This window comes from Sphaerisporangium album (assembly GCF_003323745.1).
Classification (GTDB): domain Bacteria; phylum Actinomycetota; class Actinomycetes; order Streptosporangiales; family Streptosporangiaceae; genus Sphaerisporangium; species Sphaerisporangium album.
Map to the genome: position 1 here is coordinate 120,912 of NZ_QOIL01000007.1, position 20,747 is coordinate 141,658.

A 20,747-nucleotide genomic window follows, 5' to 3' on the forward strand; every position below is an offset into this window, starting at 1 on the left:
CGGCATGCGGCCGGCAACGCCACCATGAGGAGCCGGTGCGGGCCGGGCGCGGACGTCACCCGTTTTCGGGCCTGGCCTTGCTGGGCTGGACGCGCTTGGGCTCGCCGGGCATCTTCGGGTAGTTGGGCGGGTAGGGCATGTCGCCGCGCTCGTCCTTCGCGTACCGCTCCAGGAGCGGCTCGATGGTGAACGCGCGGTCGTCGATCTCCCTGTGGACGTCGCCGAGCTCGGCGAACCGGGGCGGGACCGTGCGGATGTCGAAGTCGCGCGGGTCGACGTCGGCCAGCTCCTCCCAGGTCACGGGCGTGGAGACCGGGGCGTGGGGTTTGGCGCGGACGGAGTAGGCGCTGGCGATGGTGCGGTCGCGGGCGTTCTGGTTGTAGTCGATGAAGACCTTCTCGCCGCGTTCCTCCTTCCACCAGGCGGTCGTGGCGAGGTCGGGACGGCGGCGCTCGACCTCGCGGGCGAGCGCGATGGCGCTCTGGCGCACCTCGGTGAAGGACCAGTCGCGCTGGATGCGCACGTTGATGTGGATGCCCCGGCTGCCGGAGGTCTTCGGGAAGCCGCGCATGCCGAACTCGTCGAGGATCTCGCGGACGACGAACGCGGCGACCCGCGCGTCCTCGAAGCCGGTGCCGGGCTGGGGGTCGATGTCGATGCGCAGCTCGTCGGGATGCTCGACGTCGTCGGCGCGGGTGGGCCAGGGGTGGAAGTCGATCGTGGCCAGGTTGGCGCAGTAGGCGATCGCGGCCACCTCGGTCACCCGGAGGGCGTCGGCCGTGCGCCCGCTCGGGAAGCGGATCGTGACGGTCTGCAGCCACTCGGGATGCTTGGGCGGGATGCGCTTCTGGTAGATCGCCTCGGTGGCCACCCCGTCGGGGTGGCGCTTGAGGTAGGTCGGGCGGTCTCTGAGGGCGCGCAGCGCGCCATCACCGACGGAGACGTAGTACTCGACCAGGTCGCGCTTGGTCGCCCCGATCTCGGGGAAATAGATCTTGTCCGGGTTCGTGACCTTGATGACCCGGTCTCCGACATTGAGCTCGATGAACGGCGACGCCATGTCTCCGACCGTACCCGCCGGCGGTGACAAAAAGCAGGTGGGGGACGGTCCGTCCCGGAGCGCCTCGGTGGCGGACCGTGCGCTCGGACGGGACGGACCCCCCGGGATCGCCCGCCGGGCGGGCGCTGACGTTTCACCCGTCCGGCGACCTCCCCGAACGGCGCGCGGAAGCGGGGATGTACCGGCGATCTTCCTCGTAGGAGGTGATCAGCCCCCATACCGGTGAAGACGCCGGAAGCGGGCCGGAAGGATGCTCGGCGCGGAAAGCTTTCCGCCGGGACGACGGTCCGTATACGCACCCGGGGTTGTCTCCGGAATCGGGCCGCCCGGTCATTCCGGGCGGCGTCGCCGGGGTTTGGGCGGTTTCATGACCCGCACCCGGGTCCTGCCACAGATCTCGCATCGCTGCGTCACCACCTGGCCGATGGCCTCGATGGTCTCCCACCTGTGGCGTATGTGCACAGAGCTCCAGACCGAACGAAACCAGAGTCTGCGGGTGGTGCACCCTGAAGCGTCTGTACCCGCGCATGACGCGGCCATGCGCCGTTCGTTACTCTTCGCACCCGGCCGATCACTCCGGCGGAGGAGCCGGTCCGCGGGCCGGAACCATGGCCTTACCGCGGCCTTGCCACGGCCTTACCGCGGCCCTTCCCGGCCCGTGGAGAGGTACGGCTCGGTCAGCCGGCCGGTTCGAGGCGGAGGGAGACGGAGTTGATGCAGTACCGGTCGTCGGTGGGGGTCGGGTAGCCCTCACCGTGGAAGACGTGCCCGAGATGGGAGTCACAGCGGGCGCACCGGACCTCGACGCGCACCATGCCGAGCGAGCGGTCCTCGATCAGCGTCACGGCGTCGGACCCGGTCGGCTCGAAGAACGAGGGCCACCCGCAGTGGGAGTCGAACTTGGCCTCGGAGCGGAACAGCTCGGCCCCGCAGGCGCGGCAGGAGTAGACCCCCACGGTCTTCGTGTCGACGTACTCCCCGGTGTACGGACGCTCGGTGCCCGCCTGGCGCAGGACGCGGAACTCCTCGGGGGACAGCTGGACGCGCCACTCGGCGTCGCTCTTGACCACCTTTTCCATGCCCCCAGCCTATGCGGGCCCGGCCGAGGCCGCCGTCCGCGGACGTGCGCCGCGGGGACACGTAAGGACTCCGTCATTCCTCGCGCGCCCCCGGGCGCCCCGCCTACTTGGGAGACGGGGCGGACAGGCGGCAGGAGGTGTCGTCCGGGCCGAGGATGTTGGCGAGGACCGGGTTGCCGTTCTGCCCGTACTTCGCCTGCACGAACACCACGGGGCTCTGGTCGCCGACCTCCTGGAGCAGGTACTCCATGCCCCGCTTGCACAGGTCGATCGCGGCCTTGGAGTTGTGCGCCGACTGCGGCAGGTCGGTGTAGATGCGCAGGTACTTCCCGGTCGTCCTGATGTCGGTGACCCGCTTGAGGGCCTTGTCCTTCGCCCACCGCTGCTTGAAGTAGCTGATCGCCTTGCCGTCGGTGTGCCGGCTCGGCCCCGACGCGGTGTCGGCGGGGTCGCGCGGCTTCTTCTTCGCCTTCTTGGCGGGCGCGGCGTCCGCGGCCGTGACGTCAGGACCGGCCGTGACGCCCGGGTCCGCCGGGACGGACGGCGAGGCCGTACCGCCGGTCGGCGCACTCGGCGCGGGCGCCGCGGCGGCGCCGTCCTGGGGACGCGCGAACACCGCGACGACGGCCAGGACCGCCACCGCTACGGCGGCCACCCCGGAGAAGATCTCCAATAACAACGCACGGCGGCCCTTGCGCCGCCGGTGCCCCCCTCGCCTGGAACGTGCCAGGCCATTGCCCCTGTTCACCCTCTGCCTCACGTCGACACGGGAATCACCCCGAGTATGCCAAAGATCGCGGACCCGCGTGGGTTGTTCCCGCAATATCAGACATGGTTACTTTTGGGGTGTCAGTGACAGACGTCCCGTTTAGGGGGAATCAGCGGTCACGGCAGGGCGGTGACCAGCTCCTCCAGCGGCTTGCGGGTGCCCGTGTAGAACGGCACCTCCAGCCTGGTGTGCCGGCGAGCCTCCGACGCGCGCAGGTGGCGCATCAGGTCGACGATGCGGTGCAGCTCGTCGGCCTCGAACGCGAGGATCCACTCGAAGTCGTTGAGCGCGAACGACGCCACCGTGTTCGCCCGCACGTCGGGATAGTCACGGGCCAGCCTGCCGTGCTCGGCGAGCATGGCGCGGCGCTCGGAGTCCTCCAGCAGGTACCACTCCAGGGAGCGCACGAACGGGTACACGCACACGTAGCCGCGCGGCTGCTCCTCGGCGAGGAACGCCGGAATGTGCGACTTGTTGAACTCGGCCGGCCGGTGCAGCGCCATGACCGACCACACCGGCTCGCTGGCGCGGCCCAGGGACGTGCGCCGGAAGCGCCCGTAGACCTCCTGCAGGTCCTCGGGCGCGGGGGCGTGCCACCAGAACATGTAGTCGGCGTCGGCGCGGAACCCCGCCACCTCGTAGGCGCCGCGCGTCACGACGTCCTTCTCCGCGGCCTGCGAGAGCACGGACTCGACCTCGTGCGCGACGTCCTGCCGGTCGCCCGGCAGCGGCTCGCGCACCCGGAAGACCGACCACATGGTGTAGCGGATGACCTGGTTGAGATCGCGGGCCTTGGGCCGCGCGCCGCTCTCCGTCGTCACTTCAACTCGCCTTCCATCGGAGCGTTCGTCGTCCCGGCGCCGTTCGTCCCGGCGCCGCTCGTCACCATCGCGTGGGACCGCTCAGCGGGCGCCGGCCGCCGGGTGGTCCTCCCGCCATTCTCCCTCGCGCCGCTCGGCGAGGTACGCGAGGATGCCCGCCGCCGCCGTACGCGCGGTCGCCACGCACGCGGGCACGCCGAGCCCGTCGTAGGCCGCGCCGCAGACCGCCAGCCCCGGCTGGACGGCCACGGCCGCGCGGACCCGCGCCACCCGGTCCAGGTGGCCCACCTCGTACTGCGGCAGGGCGCCGCCCCAGCGGGTCACCCGGCTGTCCAGGGGCAGCCCGCGCACGCCCATGACCTCGGCCATCTCCCCCATCGCCAGGGCGACCAGCTCGTCGTCGGCGCGCTGGAGCAGGTACTCCTCGCCGAGGCGGCCGATGGAGCAGCGCAGCAGCAGCGCGCCGGGATCGGCGTCGGCCAGGTGGGGCCACTTCACCGTGCTGAACGTCACCGCCTTGACCGGACGCCCCTCGACCGGGGGCACCAGGTAGCCGCTGCCGGACGGCGGCTCGGGGAACGCCGCGCGCGGGTAGGCCAGTGTGATGATCGCCATGCTGGCGTACTCGACGCGGGCGAGCTCGGCGGCGGCCTTGGGGACCTCGGCGGCGAGCAGCCGGGCCGCGGCCGGGGCGGGCACCGCGACGACCACGGCGTCGGCCTCGACGACCTCGGGGGATCGCGTGGGACCGGTCAGCAGGCGCCAGCCCTCGGGCGTGCGCCGCAGCTCGCGCACCATGACGCCGGTCCTGATCTCGGCGCCCGAGGCGCGGGCCACGGCCTCGGGCAGGGCGCCCATGCCGCCGCTCAGCGTGGTGAAGACCGACCCGGCGTCCTTCGGGGCGTCGCCGGCGATGCCGCGCGCGGCCCTCAGCAGCGAGCGCTCGGTGCGGGCCACGGCCGCGATGTGCGGCATGGTGGCGTCCAGCGAGAGCGTCTCGGCGCGGCCGGCGTAGACCCCGCCGAGCAGCGGCTCGACCAGGCGGTCGACGACCTCGCCGCCCATGCGCGCGCGGACGTAGGCGGCCACGGACACGTCGGAGCTGATCAGCGTCGCGGGAAGGATCTGGTCGAACGGCACCCGGGCCAGCCCGGCCGGCGAGAGGATGCCCGAGCGCCCGAGCTCGGCCAGGTCGGCGGGGACGCCCATGACCTGCCGCTTGGGCATGGCCCGCAGCGCTCCCCTGCTGTACACCGAGGCGCCGACGGGCGCGGGGTGGACGAGCTCGCCGCCGAGGCCGGCGGCGCGGGCCAGATCGCGACCTTCGGGACGGCGGGCCAGCATCGCCTCGGCGCCCTCGTCGACGGGGACGCCCGCGACCTCCGACACCCGCAGCTTGCCCCCGACGCGGGGTGCGCCGTCCAGGACGGTCACCGCGAGGCCGGCGCCCTCGTGCCGTAGATGCCACGCCGCGGCCAGACCCGCTATGCCCCCGCCCACGACCACGACGTGCCGCCGAGTCCCTTCCATGCCCCAAGACGTTACCCGGCCGGGGCGTCGCCCCGAACGGCGGCCGGACCGGCCTGGGGACGAGGCCGGCGCCACTAGGGGGCGGCGCCCGTCGAGAACGTGACGCCATTGTGACGCGCGCCACCCAACCCCGCACCCGCCGGACCCGTCACAGGGGCATGAGCAGATTACGGTGCCGCTCGGCCCTGCTGGCGTCCCTCGCGGGGGCGATCGTCCTGCTGGCCGGCTGCGGAGGCGGGGGCGTTGTCGCCACCAGCGCCGACAACGCCGGCGGAGGATCCCAGGCAGCACGGGCGCCGATGCCGGCGGAGGTGAAGGAGTACGCGGGGGCGGCCGAGTCGGCGAGTTCCGGCGGGGTGGCTCCACAGGCGAGCGCGGGGACCGCCGGGACGGGCGCCCCCGTGAAGATCGCCGAGCCGGTGCGGTCGATCGTCTACACCGGCGATCTGACGGTGAGGGCCACGAACGTGACGACGGCCGCCGACAAGGCCAAGCAGATCGTCGGCGCGGCGGGCGGGCGCCTGGACAACGAGGAGTCCACCTCGTACGGGAGCGAGGGAGGCGCGACGCTCGTCTTCAAGCTCCCGCCCGGCCAGTACCAGGCCGTTCTCGGACGGCTCGGCAAGGAGCTCGGCAGGCGGGAGGCGCTGCGCCAGGCCACCGAGGACGTGACCGAGCAGGTCGCCGACGTCGACAGCCGCCTGAAGTCGGCCCGGTCCTCGCTCGACCAGCTGCGCTCGCTCCTGAGCAAGGCCAAGACGATCGGGGAGGTCCTGTCGGTCGAGCGGGAGATCTCCGCCAGGGAGGCCGACCTGGAGTCGCTACAGGCCCGGCAGAAGACGCTGGCGGCGCGCACCGCCGAGGCCACGCTCACCCTGCGCCTCGTCGGGCCCGCCGCGGTCGTCCAGGAGCCGGATGACGACCCGCCGGGCTTCCTGAGCGGTCTCAAGGACGGCTGGAACGCCCTGGTGACCACCGTCAAGGTCGCGCTGACGGTACTGGGCGCGCTGCTCCCCTGGCTCGTCGTGCTCGCGGTGGTGTGGGCCGCCGTCGCCGCCCTGCGCCGGCGCGCGCGACGCCGCCGCGCGGCCGCGCGACCCCAGGACCCGGGCGACACCGCCCCGGCCGCCCCCGGGAGTGAGGGCGCGGACGGCGACGCGGTGCGGATCCCGGCGGACGACAAGCCCGCCCCGGAGCCGCCCCTGCCGGGAAAGTGACCGGGACGCCGGGACAAGGCCCGCCCGGCGGCGGCCGTCAGCGGGCGGAGGCCTCGTGGACGAGGTCGGTGAGGCGGGCGAGCTGGCCGGGGTCGGTGGACGGCAGCACTCCGTGGCCGAGGTTGAACACGTGCCCCTCGGCCGCCCGCCCGCGCTCCAGGATGTCGCGGGCGCGGCGCTCGGCGACCTCCCACGGCGCGAGCAGGATCGCCGGGTCCAGGTTGCCCTGGAGGGCCTTGCCCGGGCCGACCCGGCGGGCGGCCTCGTCCAGCGGTACGCGCCAGTCGACCCCCACGACGTCGGCGCCGGCTTCGCCGAGCAGCCCGAGCAGTTCGCCGGTGCCCACGCCGAAGTGGATGCGCGGCACGTCCAGGTCGGCCAGGCTCGCGAAGATGCGGCTGGTGTACGGGAGGACGAACTCGCGGTAGTCCTCGGGGGCGACGGCGCCGACCCAGGAGTCGAAGAGCTGGAGCGCCGAGGCGCCCGCGTCGGCCTGCACCCGCAGGTAGGCGATGGTGATGTCCGTGAGGCGGCCCATGAGCGCGTGCCACAGCGCGGGGTCGCCGTACATCATGGCCTTGGTGTGGTCGTGGTTCTTGGAGGGACCGCCCTCGATGAGGTAGGACGCGAGCGTGAACGGCGCGCCCGCGAAGCCGATCAGCGGGGTGGGGCCGAGCTCCTTGGCCAGCGCCTGGACGGCCTCGGTGACGTAGGGCACGTCGTCGGGGTCCAGGGGGCGCAGCGCGTCGATGGCCTTACGGTCGCGGACCGGCTCGGCCACCACCGGGCCGACGCCGGGCTTGATGTCGAGGTCGACGCCGATCGCCTTGAGCGGCACGACGATGTCGCTGAAGAAGATCGCCGCGTCCACGCCGTACCGCCGCACGGGCTGCATCGTGATCTCCACGATCAGCTCGGGGGTCGCGCACGCGGTGAGCATCGGCACGTCGGAGCGGACGGCGCGGTACTCGGGCAGTGAGCGGCCCGCCTGCCGCATGTACCAGACAGGGGTGTGCGGCACCGGCAGGCGGCGGCATGCGCGGATGAATGGGGACTCGGCGGTCTCGGAGTTCACTCTTCCAGGGTGCCATGGCGGGGTGCCGGTCCACGTATCGCGTACGTGCTCACCTCCCGCGCCGCCGGCGAGGGCGAGGGGTGGCGAGGGCCCGGTCCGGGTGGTTCGCGGGCCCGGGCGGCGGCCCGGGGGGCAATACCAAAGCTTGCCGCGAAAACGATATTTACCGGGCGGATGTCCGGCGATGATTACGGAAGCCGCGATCCGTACACTATGTCTGGTTCGATGGCCAGACCGGGGCCCGTACCGGAGGGCAGGCCGCGTCAACCCGCTCCCAGGCGCGGGTACAGTACGTCTCACGAGAGGTCCGTGATCATGTCGCGGCTGGTTCAAATGTTCGTCAAATCACCGCGCGGCGGCGATTCGGTGACCACTTTCGGGACACGCCGAGCGCGTTGCGGGGAAATGTCGCCGTGACGTGTCAACGTCGGACCAGCCCCGAGTTCACGGACAGGGCCCGCGGGGGGAGCGCCGGCCAGGCGGCGCGCAGCCTTGTCCACGCGAACTCTCGATCTTGGGACCCGACGAAAGGCCCGCGATGACCGCGATGTGGAGTTCCTCCGAGCACCGCACTGTGCATTGTGCGCACCTTGCCGGCGAACGGGGGTTCGCGCGGCTCCCTCGCCTCGACGGGAACGACCACCGACTCCTGGGGTGTGCGGAGCGTGGCGACGCCCCGGTGACGAGAGCTTGATCACCACCCATGTATTCCGCGCATACCCCCCTGTTCCCGGCACCACCCGTTCCGGCCTACGCTGCCATCATGACCATCGGTGACGCGCCGCCGGCCCCCGCCGCATTCCGGCGGGCCCTCGCGAGCCTGCGTCCCGCCGAGGTCAGGCCGGAGATCGAGCTGGAGGACATCCCCGCGCCGCAGCGGCTGGCCCCCTACTCCGGCGCGGTCGGCGCGTCGGTCTACCGCGGCGACGACGAGCTCGCCGTCGGCCGCCTGATCATGCTCTTCGATCCCGACGGCCAGCGCGGCTGGGACGGCCCCTTCCGCCTGGTCGCCTACGTCCGCGCCGACATGGAGCCCGAGATCACCTCCGACCCGATGCTCGGGCCGGTGGCGTGGAGCTGGCTGACCGAGGCCCTCGACTCCCACGGGGCCGGGTACGCCGCGGCGGGCGGCACCGTCACCCGCGCCGTCTCGGAGGGCTTCGGCAACAAGGCCGACGACCCGATCACCACCGAGCTGGAGCTGCGCGCGTCGTGGTCCCCGCTGGAGGAGGACCTGTCGGCCCACGTCGCCGCATGGTGCGACCTGATGTGCCTCGCGGCGGGCATTCCACCCCTGCCACCTGACGTCGCGGCCCTCCCGCCGCGGTCCGCGCGTCGAGAAGACCCGGAGCCCTTCAGGACGTGACCGACGACGAAATCATCCCCGCATCCGAAATAGTGCCGCTGCTGGAACCCCGCGAGGGCATCCCGCCGGTCATCGAGGACGCCGACGCGCTCGCGTCGGCCGTCCGCGCGTTCGCCAAGGGCACCGGCCCGGTCGCCGTCGACGCCGAGCGCGCGTCCGGCTACCGCTACAGCGGGCGCGCCTACCTGGTGCAGCTCCGCCGCGCCGGGGCCGGCAGCGTGCTCGTCGACCCCATCGCCTGCCCGGACCTGTCGGAGCTCGACGAGGCACTCGCCGACGCCGAAGTCGTCCTGCACGCCGCCACGCAGGACCTCGCCTGCCTGGCCGAGATCGGCTTCACCCCCCGCACCCTGTTCGACACCGAGCTCGCGGGGCGCCTGCTCGGGTACGAGCGCGTCGGCCTCGGCACGATGGTCGAGAACGTCCTCAGCCTGCGCCTGGAGAAGGGCCACTCGGCGGCCGACTGGTCGCAGCGCCCCCTCCCCGAGGACTGGCTGCGCTACGCCGTGCTGGACGTCGAGGTGCTCATCGAGCTGCGCGACAAGCTGCACGAGGAGCTGGCCGCCAGCGGGAAGCTCGCGTGGGCGCGGGAGGAGTTCGCCGCGATCCTCGCCGCTCCCCCGTCGCCGCCGCGCACCGACCCGTGGCGGCGCACCTCCGGCATCCACCGCGTGCGCACGCTGCGCGGTTTGGCCGTGGTGCGGGAGCTGTGGACGCTGCGCGACGAGCTGGCCCGCGAGGCCGACCTCGCGCCCGGCCGCGTGCTGCCGGACTCGGCGATCGTGACCGCGGCGCTCGACCAGCCGCGCACGACCAAGGCGCTCACCGAGATCGCGCCGTTCACCGGGCGCAGCGCCCGGCGTCACCTGCGCGAATGGCTGAACGCCATCGGCCGGGCCCGCGCGCTGCCCGAGACGGAGCTCCCGCAGCCGAGCGGCCCGGGCGAGGGCCCGCCCCCCGCCAACCGCTGGGCCGACCGCGACCCCGCGGCCGCCCGGCGCCTGGCCGCCGCCCGCGCCGCGGTGGCGGCCCTGGCCGACGCCAACCGCATGCCCACGGAGAACCTGCTGCAGCCCGAGGCGATCCGGCGCCTGACCTGGGAGCCGCCCGCCGACCTCGGCGACGAGGGGGTGTCGGCGCGGCTGCGCGAGCTCGGGGCGCGCGAGTGGCAGATCGAGCTGACGGCGCATCCCCTGTCCCGGGCGCTGATCCGCCTCGTGGTCAAGGGCGAGGTGGACGAGCCTGGGCCCACGCCCCTGACGGAATGAACCCGAGGGACCGACACGGCGGAGGGCCGGTCAGCCGGTGACCGGCCTCACGCTGTCGCGGAGGACGACCTCTCCTCCGACCGATTCGCGCCTGGGGACGCCGTCGTCGGCGAGGGCCAGGTCGAGCGCCAGCGACCCCATGCGCGCCAGCGGCAGGCGCACGGTCGTCAGCGAGGGGACCAGGTCGCGCAGGGAGGCGATGTCGTCGAACCCGGCGAGCGACAGGTCGTGCGGCACGTGGACGCCGTTCTCCCTGAAGGCGGCGAGCGCTCCGGTCGCCATCACGTCGTTCACCGCGAACACGCAGGTGACGTCGCCGCGCATGGCTAGCAGCTCACACGCGGCGTCGTACCCCCCGTCGCGGTCGAACGCGCCGTGCACCTCAAGCGGGGGCCGGAGCCCGAGGTCGGAGAGCGCGGAGGCGAAGCCCTCGGCCCGGTCGATCGCGGTCAGCAGGTTCGGCGGCCCGGCGAGCGTCGCGAAACGGCGGTGCCCGAGGCGGGCCAGCGCCACCGCCATGTCGTAGGCCCCCTCGCGGTTCAGCGGCGCCACGGTGCCGGTGCCGAGGACGTCCTGGCCGATGACGGCGACGCGTCCCCCCGCCGCGCGGTACACGTCCAGCTCGGCGCGCAGCCGGCGCAGGACGGTCTCGTCCGCGACCCGGGAACCGGCGATCAGCACGGCACGGGCCCGCTGGGCGTTGAGCGTGGCCACCAGCGCGATCTCGCGCTCGGGGTCGCGGTAGGTGGTGCCCAGGGTGACCACCATGCCGTGGCGGTCGGCCGCGCGGATCGCGCCGTCGGCGATGGCGGCGAAGTACGGGTCGGTGAGGTCCTGGATCACCACGCCGACGACGTTGCTCGCGCCGCGCGCCAGGGTCTGGGCGGCGGCGTCGACGCGGTAGCCGAGCTTGGCGGCCGAGGACTCGACCCGCTGCCGCATGGCCGCGCCGACCTGGCGGGTGCTGCCGTTGAGGACCCGCGAGGCCGTCGCCAGGGACACCCCCGCGTGCCTGGCGACGTCTTCGAGCGTGGCCATGATCGCCTCCCGTGGCCGGCGTGCCGCCGCGGGGCCGGTCCCGCGACCCGCGCCCCCATACGCACGGTAACCGATTCCGGCAACGATCAGGTGACGGGCACCCGGGACTTCACTTCGACGCGGCTGTGCCGCCTGCCGTACAGGAAGTAGATCACGACTCCGACGGCCATCCAGACCAGGAACCGCAGCCAGGTCTCCGCCGGCAGGTTGAGCATGAGGTAGAGGCAGGCCAGCACCGAAAGGACGGGCACGAGCGGCACCAGCGGCGTGCGGAAGGACCGCGGCAGGTCCGGGCGGGTGCGGCGCAGGATCACCACGCCCACCGAGACCAGGACGAACGCGAACAGCGTGCCGATGTTGACCAGCTCGGCCAGCGCCGAGAGCGGGATGAGCCCCGCCAGGACCGCGGTGACCGCGCCGATGATGATCGTGATGAGGTACGGCGTGCCGAACCGGGGATGGACGGCGGCCAGGCGCCGGGGCAGCAGGCTGTCGCGGCTCATCGCGAAGAACACGCGGCTCTGGCCGAGCATGAGGATCATCACGACGGTCGTCAGCCCCGCCAGCGCCCCCACGCTGATGATGGTGGCCAGCCAGTCCTGCCCGACCGCGCGGAACGCGCCAGCCAGCGGGGCCGAGCTGTTCAGCCGGTCGTACTTCTGCATGCCGACGACGACCAGCGACACCGCGACGTACAGGAAGGTGCAGATGGCGAGGGAGGCGATGATGCCGATCGGCAGGTCGCGCTGGGGACGGCGGGTCTCCTCGGCGGCGGTGGCGACGACGTCGAAGCCGATAAAGGCGAAGAAGACGATGGCCGCGCCCGAGAACACGCCGAGCACGCCGTAGGCGACCGGGGTGAGCCCGAACAGGGTCTGGATCAGCGGCGCCTTGAGCCCCTCGACCGCCGGCGTGGGGCGCGCGGGCGGGATGAACGGGGTGAAGTTCGCGCTCTTCACGAAGAACAGCCCCGCCACGATGACCAGGAGGATCACGGCCACCTTGACGGTGACGACGACGAGGTTGAACCGCGCGGACAGCCTGATGCCGGCCACCAGCACGGCCGTGAGCGCCAGCACGATCACGACGGCCGGGACGTTGAACGTCGCGTCCTCCCCCGCCAGCGACGGCGGCAGCTCGATGCCCATGGTGGCCAGCAACTCGGCGAAGTACCCCGACCAGCCCACCGCGACCACGGCCCCGCCGAGTGCCATCTCCAGCATGAGGTCCCACCCGACGATCCACGCCGGGAACTCGCCGAGGGTGGCGTAGGAGAAGGTGTACGCCGACCCGGCCACCGGCACGGTCGAGGCGAACTCGGCGTAGCACAGGGCGGCGAGCGCGCAGACGACTCCGGCGATGACGAACGACAGCGCCACCGCGGGGCCGGAGCTCTCGCGCGCGACCTGCCCGGTCAGGACGAAGATGCCCGTGCCGACGATCACTCCGACGCCGAACACGGTCAGGTCGAGGGCGCTCAGGTTGCGGCGCAGCCGATGCCCGGAACTCTCGGTGTCCTCGATCGACAGCTCGACCGACTTCGTCCGGAACATCGTCCCCAGCACAGACATTCGGCACGCCCCTGATCGCCCTTGACCACGTGGTACACCTTCACGAGGAAAGCGCGCGCCACGACTACCCCAGGTCCGGCTGAACATTCCTCCCCGATTCCGCCGGAAACCGGCCGGCGGAAGGGGGGGGACGCTCTCGGGACGCGCCTCAGGAGGCGGGGTGCTCCTCCAGGACGGGCGCGCCCCGGGTGACGGTCTCGGTGATCTTCCGGGCGAGGTCCTGCCCGGTGAGGCCGGCCTCGGAGAGGATCTTGGGCCGCTTGGCGTGGCCGAGGAACCGCTGGGGCACGCCGAACGTGCGTACCGGGACGTCGACCTCGGCGTCCCTGAGCAGGCGCGCCACGGCGTCGCCCACCCCGCCGACCCTGCCGTTGTCCTCGACGACGGCGACGAGCTTGGCGGCGCTCGCGGCGCCGACCAGGGCCTCGTCGAGCGGCTTGACCCAGCGCGGGTCGACCACGGTGGCCGAGATGCCGTGCGCGTCCAGCAGCGCGGCGGCCTCCAGGCAGATCGTGGCCATCGGGCCCACGGCCACCATCAGCACGTCGGCGGCCTCGCCGCCCAGCAGCACGTCCATCGCGCCGAGCCTGCCCACGGCGGGGATCTCGGGGCCGACCGCGCCCTTGGGGAAGCGCACGACGGTCGGGCCGTCGTCCACCTCGACCGCCTCGCCGAGCAGCTCGCGCAGGCGCGCGCCGTCGCGGGGCGCGGCGACCGACAGGCCGGGGACGACCTGGAGGATCGACAGGTCCCACATGCCGTTGTGGCTCGCGCCGTCGTCGCCGGTGACGCCGGCGCGGTCGAGCACGACGGTGACCGGCAGGCGGTGCAGCGCGACGTCCATCAGGAGCTGGTCGAAGGCGCGGTTGAGGAACGTGGCGTAGACCGCGACGACCGGGTGCAGGCCGCCGAGCGCGAGGCCCGCCGCGCTGGTCAGGGCGTGCTGCTCGGCGATGCCGACGTCGTAGGTGCGCGCGGGGTAGGCCTCGGCGAACGCGGCCAGGCCGGTGGGGTGCAGCATGGCGGCGGTGATCGCCACCAGGTCGGGCCGCTCGGCGCCGAGCCGGACGAGCTCCTGGCCGAAGACGTTGGTCCAGCCATGGGGGCGGGGCTGCTCCTCGCCGGTCAGCGGATCGAAGGGCTGCGGCGAGTGGAAGCAGTCCTCGTCGTGGTTCTCGGCGTGCGCGTAGCCGTGGCCCTTGGTGGTGAGGACGTGGACGATGACCGGGCCGCGGAAGTCGCGCGCCCTGCGCAGGGCGGCCTCGACCGCCTGCTCGTCGTGGCCGTCGATCGGGCCGACGTACTTCAGCCCGAGGTCCTCGAACATGACCTGCGGCGCCAGGACGTCCTTGATGCCCTTCTTGACGCCGTGCAGCGTGTCGTACAGCGGCGCGCCGACGACGGGGACGCGGCCGAGGTTGTGCTTGACGAACTCCAGCATGTGCTCGTAGTTCTGCGTCATGCGCAGGGACGCCAGGTGGGAGGCCAGCCCGCCGATGGTCGGCGAGTAGGACCTGCCGTTGTCGTTGACGACGATGACCAGCGGAAGGTCGGGGTCCTTGGCGTGGCCGGCGATGTTGTTGAGGGCCTCCCACGCCATGCCGCCGGTCAGCGCGCCGTCGCCGATCACCGCGACGACCGTGCGGCCGGTGTCGCCGCGCAGCTTGTACGCCTTGGCCAGGCCGTCGGCGTAGGACAGGGCGGTCGAGGCGTGGGAGTTCTCGATGACGTCGTGCTCGGACTCGGCCTGGCTCGGGTACCCCGACAGGCCGCCTTCCTGGCGCAGCGTGTCGAACTCGCCGGCGCGGCCGGTGAGCATCTTGTGGACGTACGCCTGGTGGCCGGTGTCCCAGAGGATGCGGTCGTGCGGGGAGTCGAACACGCGGTGCAGCGCGATGGTCAGCTCGACGACGCCCAGGTTGGGGCCGAGGTGGCCGCCGGTGCGGGAGGTCGTGGAGACGAGGAGGTCACGGATCTCGGCGGCCAGGGCGGGCAGTTCGCCGGGCTCCAGACGCTTGAGGTCTCCCGGACCCTTGACCGAGGCGAGAAGGTCGGCCCGTCCGTCGCCAGGACCGTCGCTCCGCTGGCTCCGCTCGCTCACGGAATCATCTCCTCCACTTGCTCGCCCATTTACCTGATCGCCGACGTGCCCGAAGTCTATTTGCCCAAGGATCCCACCCCTGCGGCGCTCCCGTGGGAGCCTCGCGAAACCTTCACAGGTTGCCCACATTAGATTGGTTTTACGAGGTGTGGGCGTGTCGCGTACTCTCACTGGGTCATGCGCAAGGTCTCCTTCGTCGTCCTTTTGGCCCTGGTTGCACCACTGCTCTTCCAGGGCACCTCCTGGGCTTACCCGATCAAGAACGCGCCGGTGCTCACCAGGAGCCCGCTGTACTCCTCGGGGCCTCTTCCCCGCACGTCCTGCCCCGAACAACCCGTCGAGGCGGGTGACGTCGCCTCGGTGAAGCGCTACCTGATGCCGCTGGTCACGTGCCTGGACGCCGTCTGGACGACCCACTTCAAGAAGGCGGGCCTCCCGTTCACCAAGCCGACTGTGAGGTTCATCACCAAACCACAGCGGGCGTGCGGGGAGAAGTGGGGCAAGTACGTCCAGGCGATCTACTGCAACCCGACCCACGAGATCGTGTTCCTGCTGGACAAGTCCATCATGAACGATCCGGAGGACCTGTTCCTGATGGACGTGATCGCCCACGAGTACGGCCACCACGTCCAGAACGCCGCGGGCATGTGGAAGGCCTACGACCGTCTCACCGGCCGCAACCGCGCGGAGTTCAACGAGCAGACGCGCCGGCACGAGCTCCAGGCCGAATGCCTGGCGGGCGCCTTCATCGGCAGCGTCTGGGGGTCCCTGGACCGCACGACGGACGACTGGCGCACCCTGCTGGACGCCGACCGGCGCAGCGGCGACGAGACCACCGACGTCCGCGACCACGGCAAGGGGCGCAACATCGCCAACTGGCTGAACCGCGGCTTCAAGACGGCGGGCCCGTCCGCGTGCAACACCTGGATCGCCGGCGCCCCCATGGTGGGGTAGAAGGCGGGGCGGCCGGCGCCGACGAGCGTCCAGTACGCCGGGAACACCGGCAAGGTGAACGTGTCCGGGAGGTGACCCGCCGCCGCGGTGACCTCCGGTCAGGCGCCGACCCGGGCGAGAGCGTCCAGGGGGTCGGCGAGCACTTGGGCGAAGGCCAGCTCGGCCGCCCCCACCAGGGTGGTGTCGTCCCCCAGCACGGGGGTGCGCAACCGCAGATGCTCGCGGGAGGCGTACAGGACGTCGGTGTTGATCCGGCTGCGCACCTGGGCCGCGGCGCCGAGGTAGATCTCCCTGAGCATGCCCCCGAAGACGACGATCTCGGGGTTGAAGATGTTCACCAGGTTGGCCACCCCGAGGCCGAGCCAGTCCCCCACGCGCAGGAGGGCCTCGCGGGCGACGACGTCACCGCGGTCGGCGGCGTCCACGACCGAGCGCACGGCGTCGCGGCCGACCTGGTGGCCGAACCGCCCGGCGGCCTCCAGCAGCGCCCGCTCCCCCACCTCGGCCTCCAGGCAGCCGCGGGACCCGCAGCCGCACGGCCGTCCGCCCGCGTTGACCACCATGTGCCCGACCTCGCCGCCGTAGCCGCCGTGGCCGCCGAGCAACTGGCCGGAGGCGATGATGCCGCCGCCGATGCCGACGTCGCCGTGCAGGTAGATGAGGTCCCGCGAGCCCGCCCCGACCCCCCGGGCCTGCTCGGCGAGCGCGCCGAGGTTGGCGTCGTTGCCCACGGCGACGGGGATGCCTAGCCCGAGCCTGGCCTCCAGCTCCGCGCCGAGGGGCACGTCCGCGACGCCCATGTTGGGGCTGAACCGCACGACGCCGTCGAGCCTGCGCACGCCGCCGGAGAAGGAGACGCCCACGCCGACGCACACCGCGTCGGCGCCGACCTTCTTCAGCATCTGGCCGGTGAAGCCCGCCAGCAGGCCGGAGACCTCGCCGAGCGAGAAGGGCCCGCGATCGCGCGGGGACTCGGCGCGGTCGAGGATCACCCCGCCCAGGCCGACGCGGGCGGCGACCAGCCGGTCCACGCCGATGTCGAACGCCAGGACGTACACCCGCGACGACTCGGGGCGGACCACCAGCGACGGGCGGCCCGCCCGCCCGGTCTCCCTGGGAAGCTCCTCGCGGACGAGGCCCGCCGCGGTGAGGTCGGCGGTGAGCGCCATGATCGTGCTGCGGTTGAGCCCCATCCTGCTGGTGAGCTCGGCACGGGAGGTGGGCCCGCTGAGATGGACGTGCCGCAGGAGCGCCCCGAGGTTCTGGCGCCGGATCTCCTCCTGCGAGGGCCCCGCGCGCATCATCGTTGGTCCTCTGGTTCGTGGTGCCGTCAAGTGGGTGGCGCGGCGAGGCAGCCCAGGAAGACGCCGCGCACCGGCGGCATGCCGGCACGGGGACCTCGCCGGTGTTCATATGAACACCACCGACGTTCCTTGGCAAATTCTTGGGACGGACCGGCCGGGATCACCTTAGACCAGAGGCGGCGGCGCGCTTGCGGGAGAGCGCGTCGACCCCGGCGGCCAGGAGCAGGACGAGCCCGGTGACGATGTACTTGACGCTCGCGCTGTAGCCCATCAGGCCCATGCCGTTGTTGATGACCGCGACCACGGCGCCGCCCAGCAGCGCGTCGAGCACCCTGCCCTTGCCGCCGAACAGGCTGGTGCCGCCGATGACCGCGGCGCCGACCGCGAACAGCAGCACGTCGCTGCCGCCCGTGCTGGGGTCGACGGAGCTGGCCTGGGACGCCAGGATGATGCCGCCGATGGAAGCCATGCCCGAGCAGATGACGAAGGCGCTCACCCGGATGCGGTCGACGTTGATGCCGGCGCGGCGTGCGGCCTCGGCGTTGCCGCCGACGGCGTAGATGTGCCGGCCGAACGCGGTGCGGCGCAGGACGAACGTCCAGAAGATGAGCAGCGCCACGACGATGGGGACGACGATGGGCACGCCCTTGAGCGACACGAGCAGGGCGTTGCGGCTGCGCTCCAGGTTCAGGGCGTAGACCGCGAGCCCGCCGAGGACCGCCAGCGTGCCCACCCGGAAGGCGATGAGCGTGGCCGGATCGGCCATGAGGCCCCGTCCGGCGCGGCGGCGCGCCCGCACGACCTGGACGCCGGCGTACACCAGCACGCACACCGCGTAGAGGATCCAGCCGAGGACCGGCGGCAGGTACCTGTTCTCGATCGCGATGATCACCGGGTCGCGGATCGCGATGTTGTTGCCCTCGTGCACCAGGACGAGAAGCAGGCCCTGGAACGCCAGGAACGCGGCGAGCGTGACGACGAACGAGGGAATGCCCAGCTTCGCGACCAGCGCCCCGAGCACGAGCCCGATCACGATGCCCGTCAGGATCGCCGCGCCGGCGCTGACGTACCAGGGCAGGCCGTTCTGGGTCATGGCGACGGCGAGTACCGCCGCGCAGACGCCGCTGGTGTACCCGGCCGACAGGTCGATCTCGCCGAGGAGCAGGACGAACACCAGACCCATGGCGATCATGCTGATCGCGGCGCCCTGGGTGAAGAGGTTGGCGAAGTTGATCGCCGAGAAGAACACCGGCCGCAGGATCGCGAAGGTGGTGCAGAGCACGAGCAACCCGAGGATGGCCGGCAGGGCGCCCATGTCACCGCCCCGGACCCGTCCGATGTAGGCACGGACGTTCTGGCCGATGCCGGGCGACGGCGCGGCGGTCTTCGTGCCGGGAAGCATCGTCGTACTCATGCGGTGACTCCGTTGACGTTCTGCAGGCCGAGCTCGCCGCTGCGTCCCGAGGTGATCAGCTCGACGACCTGCGAGTGGGTGACGTCGGCCGTCTTCACCTGCGCGGCCATGCGACCGAGGTACAGCGCCGCGATCCGGTCCGAGACGGCGAAGACGTCGTTCATGTTGTGGGAGATGAGGATCACCGCCAGGCCGTTGTCGGCCAGACGGCGTACCAGCTCCAGCACCTGGGCGGTCTGGGCGACGCCGAGCGCGGCGGTGGGCTCGTCCAGGATGACGACCTTGCTGTTCCACAGCACGGCCTTGGCGATGGCGACGGTCTGCCGCTGACCGCCGGACAGGCTGGAGACGAGCTGCCGGATCGACTTGACGGTGCGGACCGAGAGGCTGTCGAGGGTCTTGGCCGCCATCTCCTCCATCGTCGCCTCGTCCAGGACCAGCCCGCTCTTCTTCTCGCGGCCCAGGAACATGTTCTGGACGATGTCGAGGTTGTCGCACAGGGCGAGGTCCTGGTAGACGATCTCGATGCCGAGGTCGGCGGCCTCGCGGGGGCTGTTCACCTGCACGGGGCGGCCGTCGAACAGGAGCTCGCCCGCGTCGATCGAGTAGGTGCCGCCGATGCATTTCACCAGGGTGGACTTGCCTGCGCCGTTGTCGCCGACCAGTGCGGTGACCTCACCGGCGTACGCCGAGAAGGCGACCTCGTGCAGGACCTGCACGGGTCCGAAGCTCTTGTCGAGCCCGCGGATCTCCAGGACGGGTTGGGATGACACGTTGCTCCTCAGAGATTGACGGTACACGCCGCGCACCCCGGCGGGGAGACCTCCTGTGGGAGGCCTCCCCGGGAAGCGCGGGCCGCACCGGACCTCGGTTCTACTGGATACCGGCCTCGGTGCACTTGGCGGCGAACTCGCCGGTGCACAGCTCTTCCTTGGTGACGAACCCGTCGGTGACGACGTCCTTGACGTTGTCGAATGTGATCGCCTGCGGGTCCAGCAGCACGGAGGGGACGTCCTGGTTGGTCTGGGTGTCCTTGGTGACGCCGCTCACGGTCGGCTTCTCACCCTTGGCGAGCGCGATGGCGAGCTGGGAGGCGGCGTCGGCCTCCTTCTTGACGGCCTTGTAGACGGTCATGCACTGGTCGCCGGCGAGGATGTTCTGCAGGCCCTGGACGCCCGCGTCCTGGCCGGTCACCGGCACCTTGCCGTTGAGCTTCTGCTTCTTCAGCACGGTGATGGCGGCGTTGCCGAGGTTGTCGTTCGCGGCGAGCACACCCGCGATCTTCGGCTGGGAGGTCAGCATCTGCTCGAACATCGTGCCGCCCTTGACCGGGTCCCACTCCGGCACGGACTCGTCCGGGCCCTTGACGAACTCGCCGGAGTCGAACTTCGGCTGCAGCACGCCGTCGTAGCCCTGCTTGAAGAGGGTCGCGTTGTTGTCGGTCGGCGAGCCGTTGAGCTCGGCGATGATGGGCTTCTCGACCTTCTTGTCGGCGAGGCACTTGACGAGGCCCTCGCCCTGCAGCGTCCCGACCTTGACGTTGTCGAAGCTGACGTAGTACGAGGCGCCGCCGCCGAGGGTCAGGCGGTCGTAGTCGATGACCGGGACGCCCTGGGCCTTGGCCTTGTCGATGACGGCCTTGCCGGTGCCGCTGTCCAGGTTGACGATCATCAGCACGGTCGCGCCGTTGGTGATCATCTGGTCGGCGATCGTCTGGAACGCGGTCTTGTCGTTCTGCGCGTTCTGGATGTCGTAGGCGACGCCCGCGGCCTTGAAGGCCTCTTCGAGGAACTTGTGGTCAGCGGTCTCCCAGCGGGGAGACGACTTGCTGTCGGGCAGGATCACGCCGATCTTGCCCGGCTTGGCCTCGGAGGACGGGGAGGCGCCCCCGCTGGACGGAGCCGCGCTGCTGGTGTCACCACTGTCGCTGCCCCCGCAGGCGGTGAGACCGAGAGTGAGCGCCGCCGCTGCGGCGGTCAGGCCGAGGATCCCCTTGCGCATGGGTGCACGGGTCCTTTCTGCAGAGATCGCCACGGAAGGCGTGGCGTATGGGGGTCTGGTGGAAGGTGCCCGGCCGAGCTCTGACCGGGGGGAAGGAACGGCTTCCACCGGGTCGCGGCTTGGCCGTTTCTTTGAATGTTGTTTGCGGCAACGTATTCCCATCCGGGGCGGCGCGCCAG

17 protein-coding genes are annotated in these 20,747 nt (G+C 71.9%); 4 read left to right on the top strand and 13 right to left on the bottom strand.

Annotated elements, in window-relative coordinates; genetic code table 11:
- Positions 1-55: 55 nt before the first annotated feature.
- From ligD to hemG, 5 genes are all read right to left on the bottom strand, one after another.
- Positions 56-1,060, bottom strand: coding sequence for a non-homologous end-joining DNA ligase (gene ligD / locus DQ384_RS14515; protein WP_114029317.1), 1,005 nt, complete (start codon positions 1,058-1,060; stop codon positions 56-58).
- A 677-nt stretch (positions 1,061-1,737) separates the two neighbouring features.
- A complete protein-coding gene (gene msrB / locus DQ384_RS14520; protein WP_114029318.1) occupies positions 1,738-2,139 on the bottom strand; it encodes a peptide-methionine (R)-S-oxide reductase MsrB in 402 nt (133 codons plus the stop codon).
- Positions 2,140-2,242: 103 nt separating this feature from the next.
- A complete protein-coding gene (locus DQ384_RS14525; protein WP_114029319.1) occupies positions 2,243-2,794 on the bottom strand; it encodes a hypothetical protein in 552 nt (183 codons plus the stop codon).
- A 230-nt stretch (positions 2,795-3,024) separates the two neighbouring features.
- Positions 3,025-3,729 carry a hydrogen peroxide-dependent heme synthase gene (gene hemQ / locus DQ384_RS14530; protein WP_342769396.1) on the bottom strand — a complete coding sequence of 235 codons (705 nt, stop codon included), beginning with the start codon at positions 3,727-3,729 and terminating at the stop codon, positions 3,025-3,027.
- An 81-nt stretch (positions 3,730-3,810) separates the two neighbouring features.
- Positions 3,811-5,259, bottom strand: coding sequence for a protoporphyrinogen oxidase (gene hemG / locus DQ384_RS14535; RefSeq protein ID WP_114029320.1), 1,449 nt, complete (start codon positions 5,257-5,259; stop codon positions 3,811-3,813).
- A 158-nt stretch (positions 5,260-5,417) separates the two neighbouring features.
- Between hemG and DQ384_RS14540 the strand changes: the two genes are divergently transcribed.
- Positions 5,418-6,476, top strand: coding sequence for a DUF4349 domain-containing protein (locus tag DQ384_RS14540; RefSeq protein ID WP_114029321.1), 1,059 nt, complete (start codon positions 5,418-5,420; stop codon positions 6,474-6,476).
- 37 nt (positions 6,477-6,513) lie between these two features.
- Here the strand turns inward: DQ384_RS14540 and hemE are convergent, their stop codons facing one another.
- Complete coding sequence (gene hemE, locus DQ384_RS14545; RefSeq protein ID WP_114029322.1) at positions 6,514-7,551, bottom strand: uroporphyrinogen decarboxylase; 1,038 nt, start codon at positions 7,549-7,551, stop codon at positions 6,514-6,516.
- 763 nt (positions 7,552-8,314) lie between these two features.
- Here hemE and DQ384_RS14550 point away from each other — a divergent pair.
- Together DQ384_RS14550 and DQ384_RS14555 are read left to right on the top strand one after the other, a co-directional pair.
- Complete coding sequence (locus DQ384_RS14550) at positions 8,315-8,917, top strand: DUF3000 domain-containing protein (protein WP_114029492.1); 603 nt, start codon at positions 8,315-8,317, stop codon at positions 8,915-8,917.
- On the top strand, positions 8,914-10,185 hold the full coding sequence (locus DQ384_RS14555) for an HRDC domain-containing protein (RefSeq protein ID WP_114029323.1): 1,272 nt from the start codon (positions 8,914-8,916) through the stop codon (positions 10,183-10,185). Before DQ384_RS14550 ends, DQ384_RS14555 begins: the two co-directional genes overlap by 4 nt.
- A gap of 30 nt (positions 10,186-10,215) precedes the next feature.
- Here DQ384_RS14555 and DQ384_RS14560 read toward each other — a convergent pair whose 3' ends face one another.
- The 3 genes from DQ384_RS14560 to dxs form a co-directional block, all read right to left on the bottom strand.
- Positions 10,216-11,223 carry a LacI family DNA-binding transcriptional regulator gene (locus tag DQ384_RS14560; RefSeq protein WP_114029324.1) on the bottom strand — a complete coding sequence of 336 codons (1,008 nt, stop codon included), beginning with the start codon at positions 11,221-11,223 and terminating at the stop codon, positions 10,216-10,218.
- A gap of 86 nt (positions 11,224-11,309) precedes the next feature.
- A complete protein-coding gene (locus DQ384_RS14565; RefSeq protein ID WP_114029325.1) occupies positions 11,310-12,794 on the bottom strand; it encodes an amino acid permease in 1,485 nt (494 codons plus the stop codon).
- A 148-nt stretch (positions 12,795-12,942) separates the two neighbouring features.
- Positions 12,943-14,895: a 1-deoxy-D-xylulose-5-phosphate synthase gene (gene dxs, locus DQ384_RS14570; RefSeq protein ID WP_245966474.1), complete on the bottom strand. Its 1,953-nt coding sequence runs from the start codon at positions 14,893-14,895 to the stop codon at positions 12,943-12,945.
- A gap of 177 nt (positions 14,896-15,072) precedes the next feature.
- Between dxs and DQ384_RS14575 the strand changes: the two genes are divergently transcribed.
- Positions 15,073-15,849, top strand: coding sequence for a neutral zinc metallopeptidase (locus tag DQ384_RS14575; RefSeq protein WP_114029327.1), 777 nt, complete (start codon positions 15,073-15,075; stop codon positions 15,847-15,849).
- A 98-nt stretch (positions 15,850-15,947) separates the two neighbouring features.
- Here the strand turns inward: DQ384_RS14575 and DQ384_RS14580 are convergent, their stop codons facing one another.
- From DQ384_RS14580 to DQ384_RS14595, 4 genes are all read right to left on the bottom strand, one after another.
- Complete coding sequence (locus DQ384_RS14580; RefSeq protein ID WP_114029493.1) at positions 15,948-17,150, bottom strand: ROK family transcriptional regulator; 1,203 nt, start codon at positions 17,148-17,150, stop codon at positions 15,948-15,950.
- Between the two features lie 163 nt (positions 17,151-17,313).
- On the bottom strand, positions 17,314-18,567 hold the full coding sequence (locus tag DQ384_RS14585) for a sugar ABC transporter permease (RefSeq protein WP_114029328.1): 1,254 nt from the start codon (positions 18,565-18,567) through the stop codon (positions 17,314-17,316).
- Positions 18,564-19,340 (bottom strand): ATP-binding cassette domain-containing protein, encoded by a 777-nt coding sequence (locus DQ384_RS14590; RefSeq protein ID WP_114029329.1) that lies wholly within the window; start codon positions 19,338-19,340, stop codon positions 18,564-18,566. The genes DQ384_RS14585 and DQ384_RS14590 overlap by 4 nt, the downstream gene beginning before the upstream one ends.
- Before the next feature lie 100 nt (positions 19,341-19,440).
- Entirely contained in the window at positions 19,441-20,568 is a 1,128-nt protein-coding gene (locus DQ384_RS14595) for a sugar ABC transporter substrate-binding protein (RefSeq protein ID WP_114029330.1), read from the bottom strand.
- Positions 20,569-20,747 lie beyond the last annotated feature (179 nt).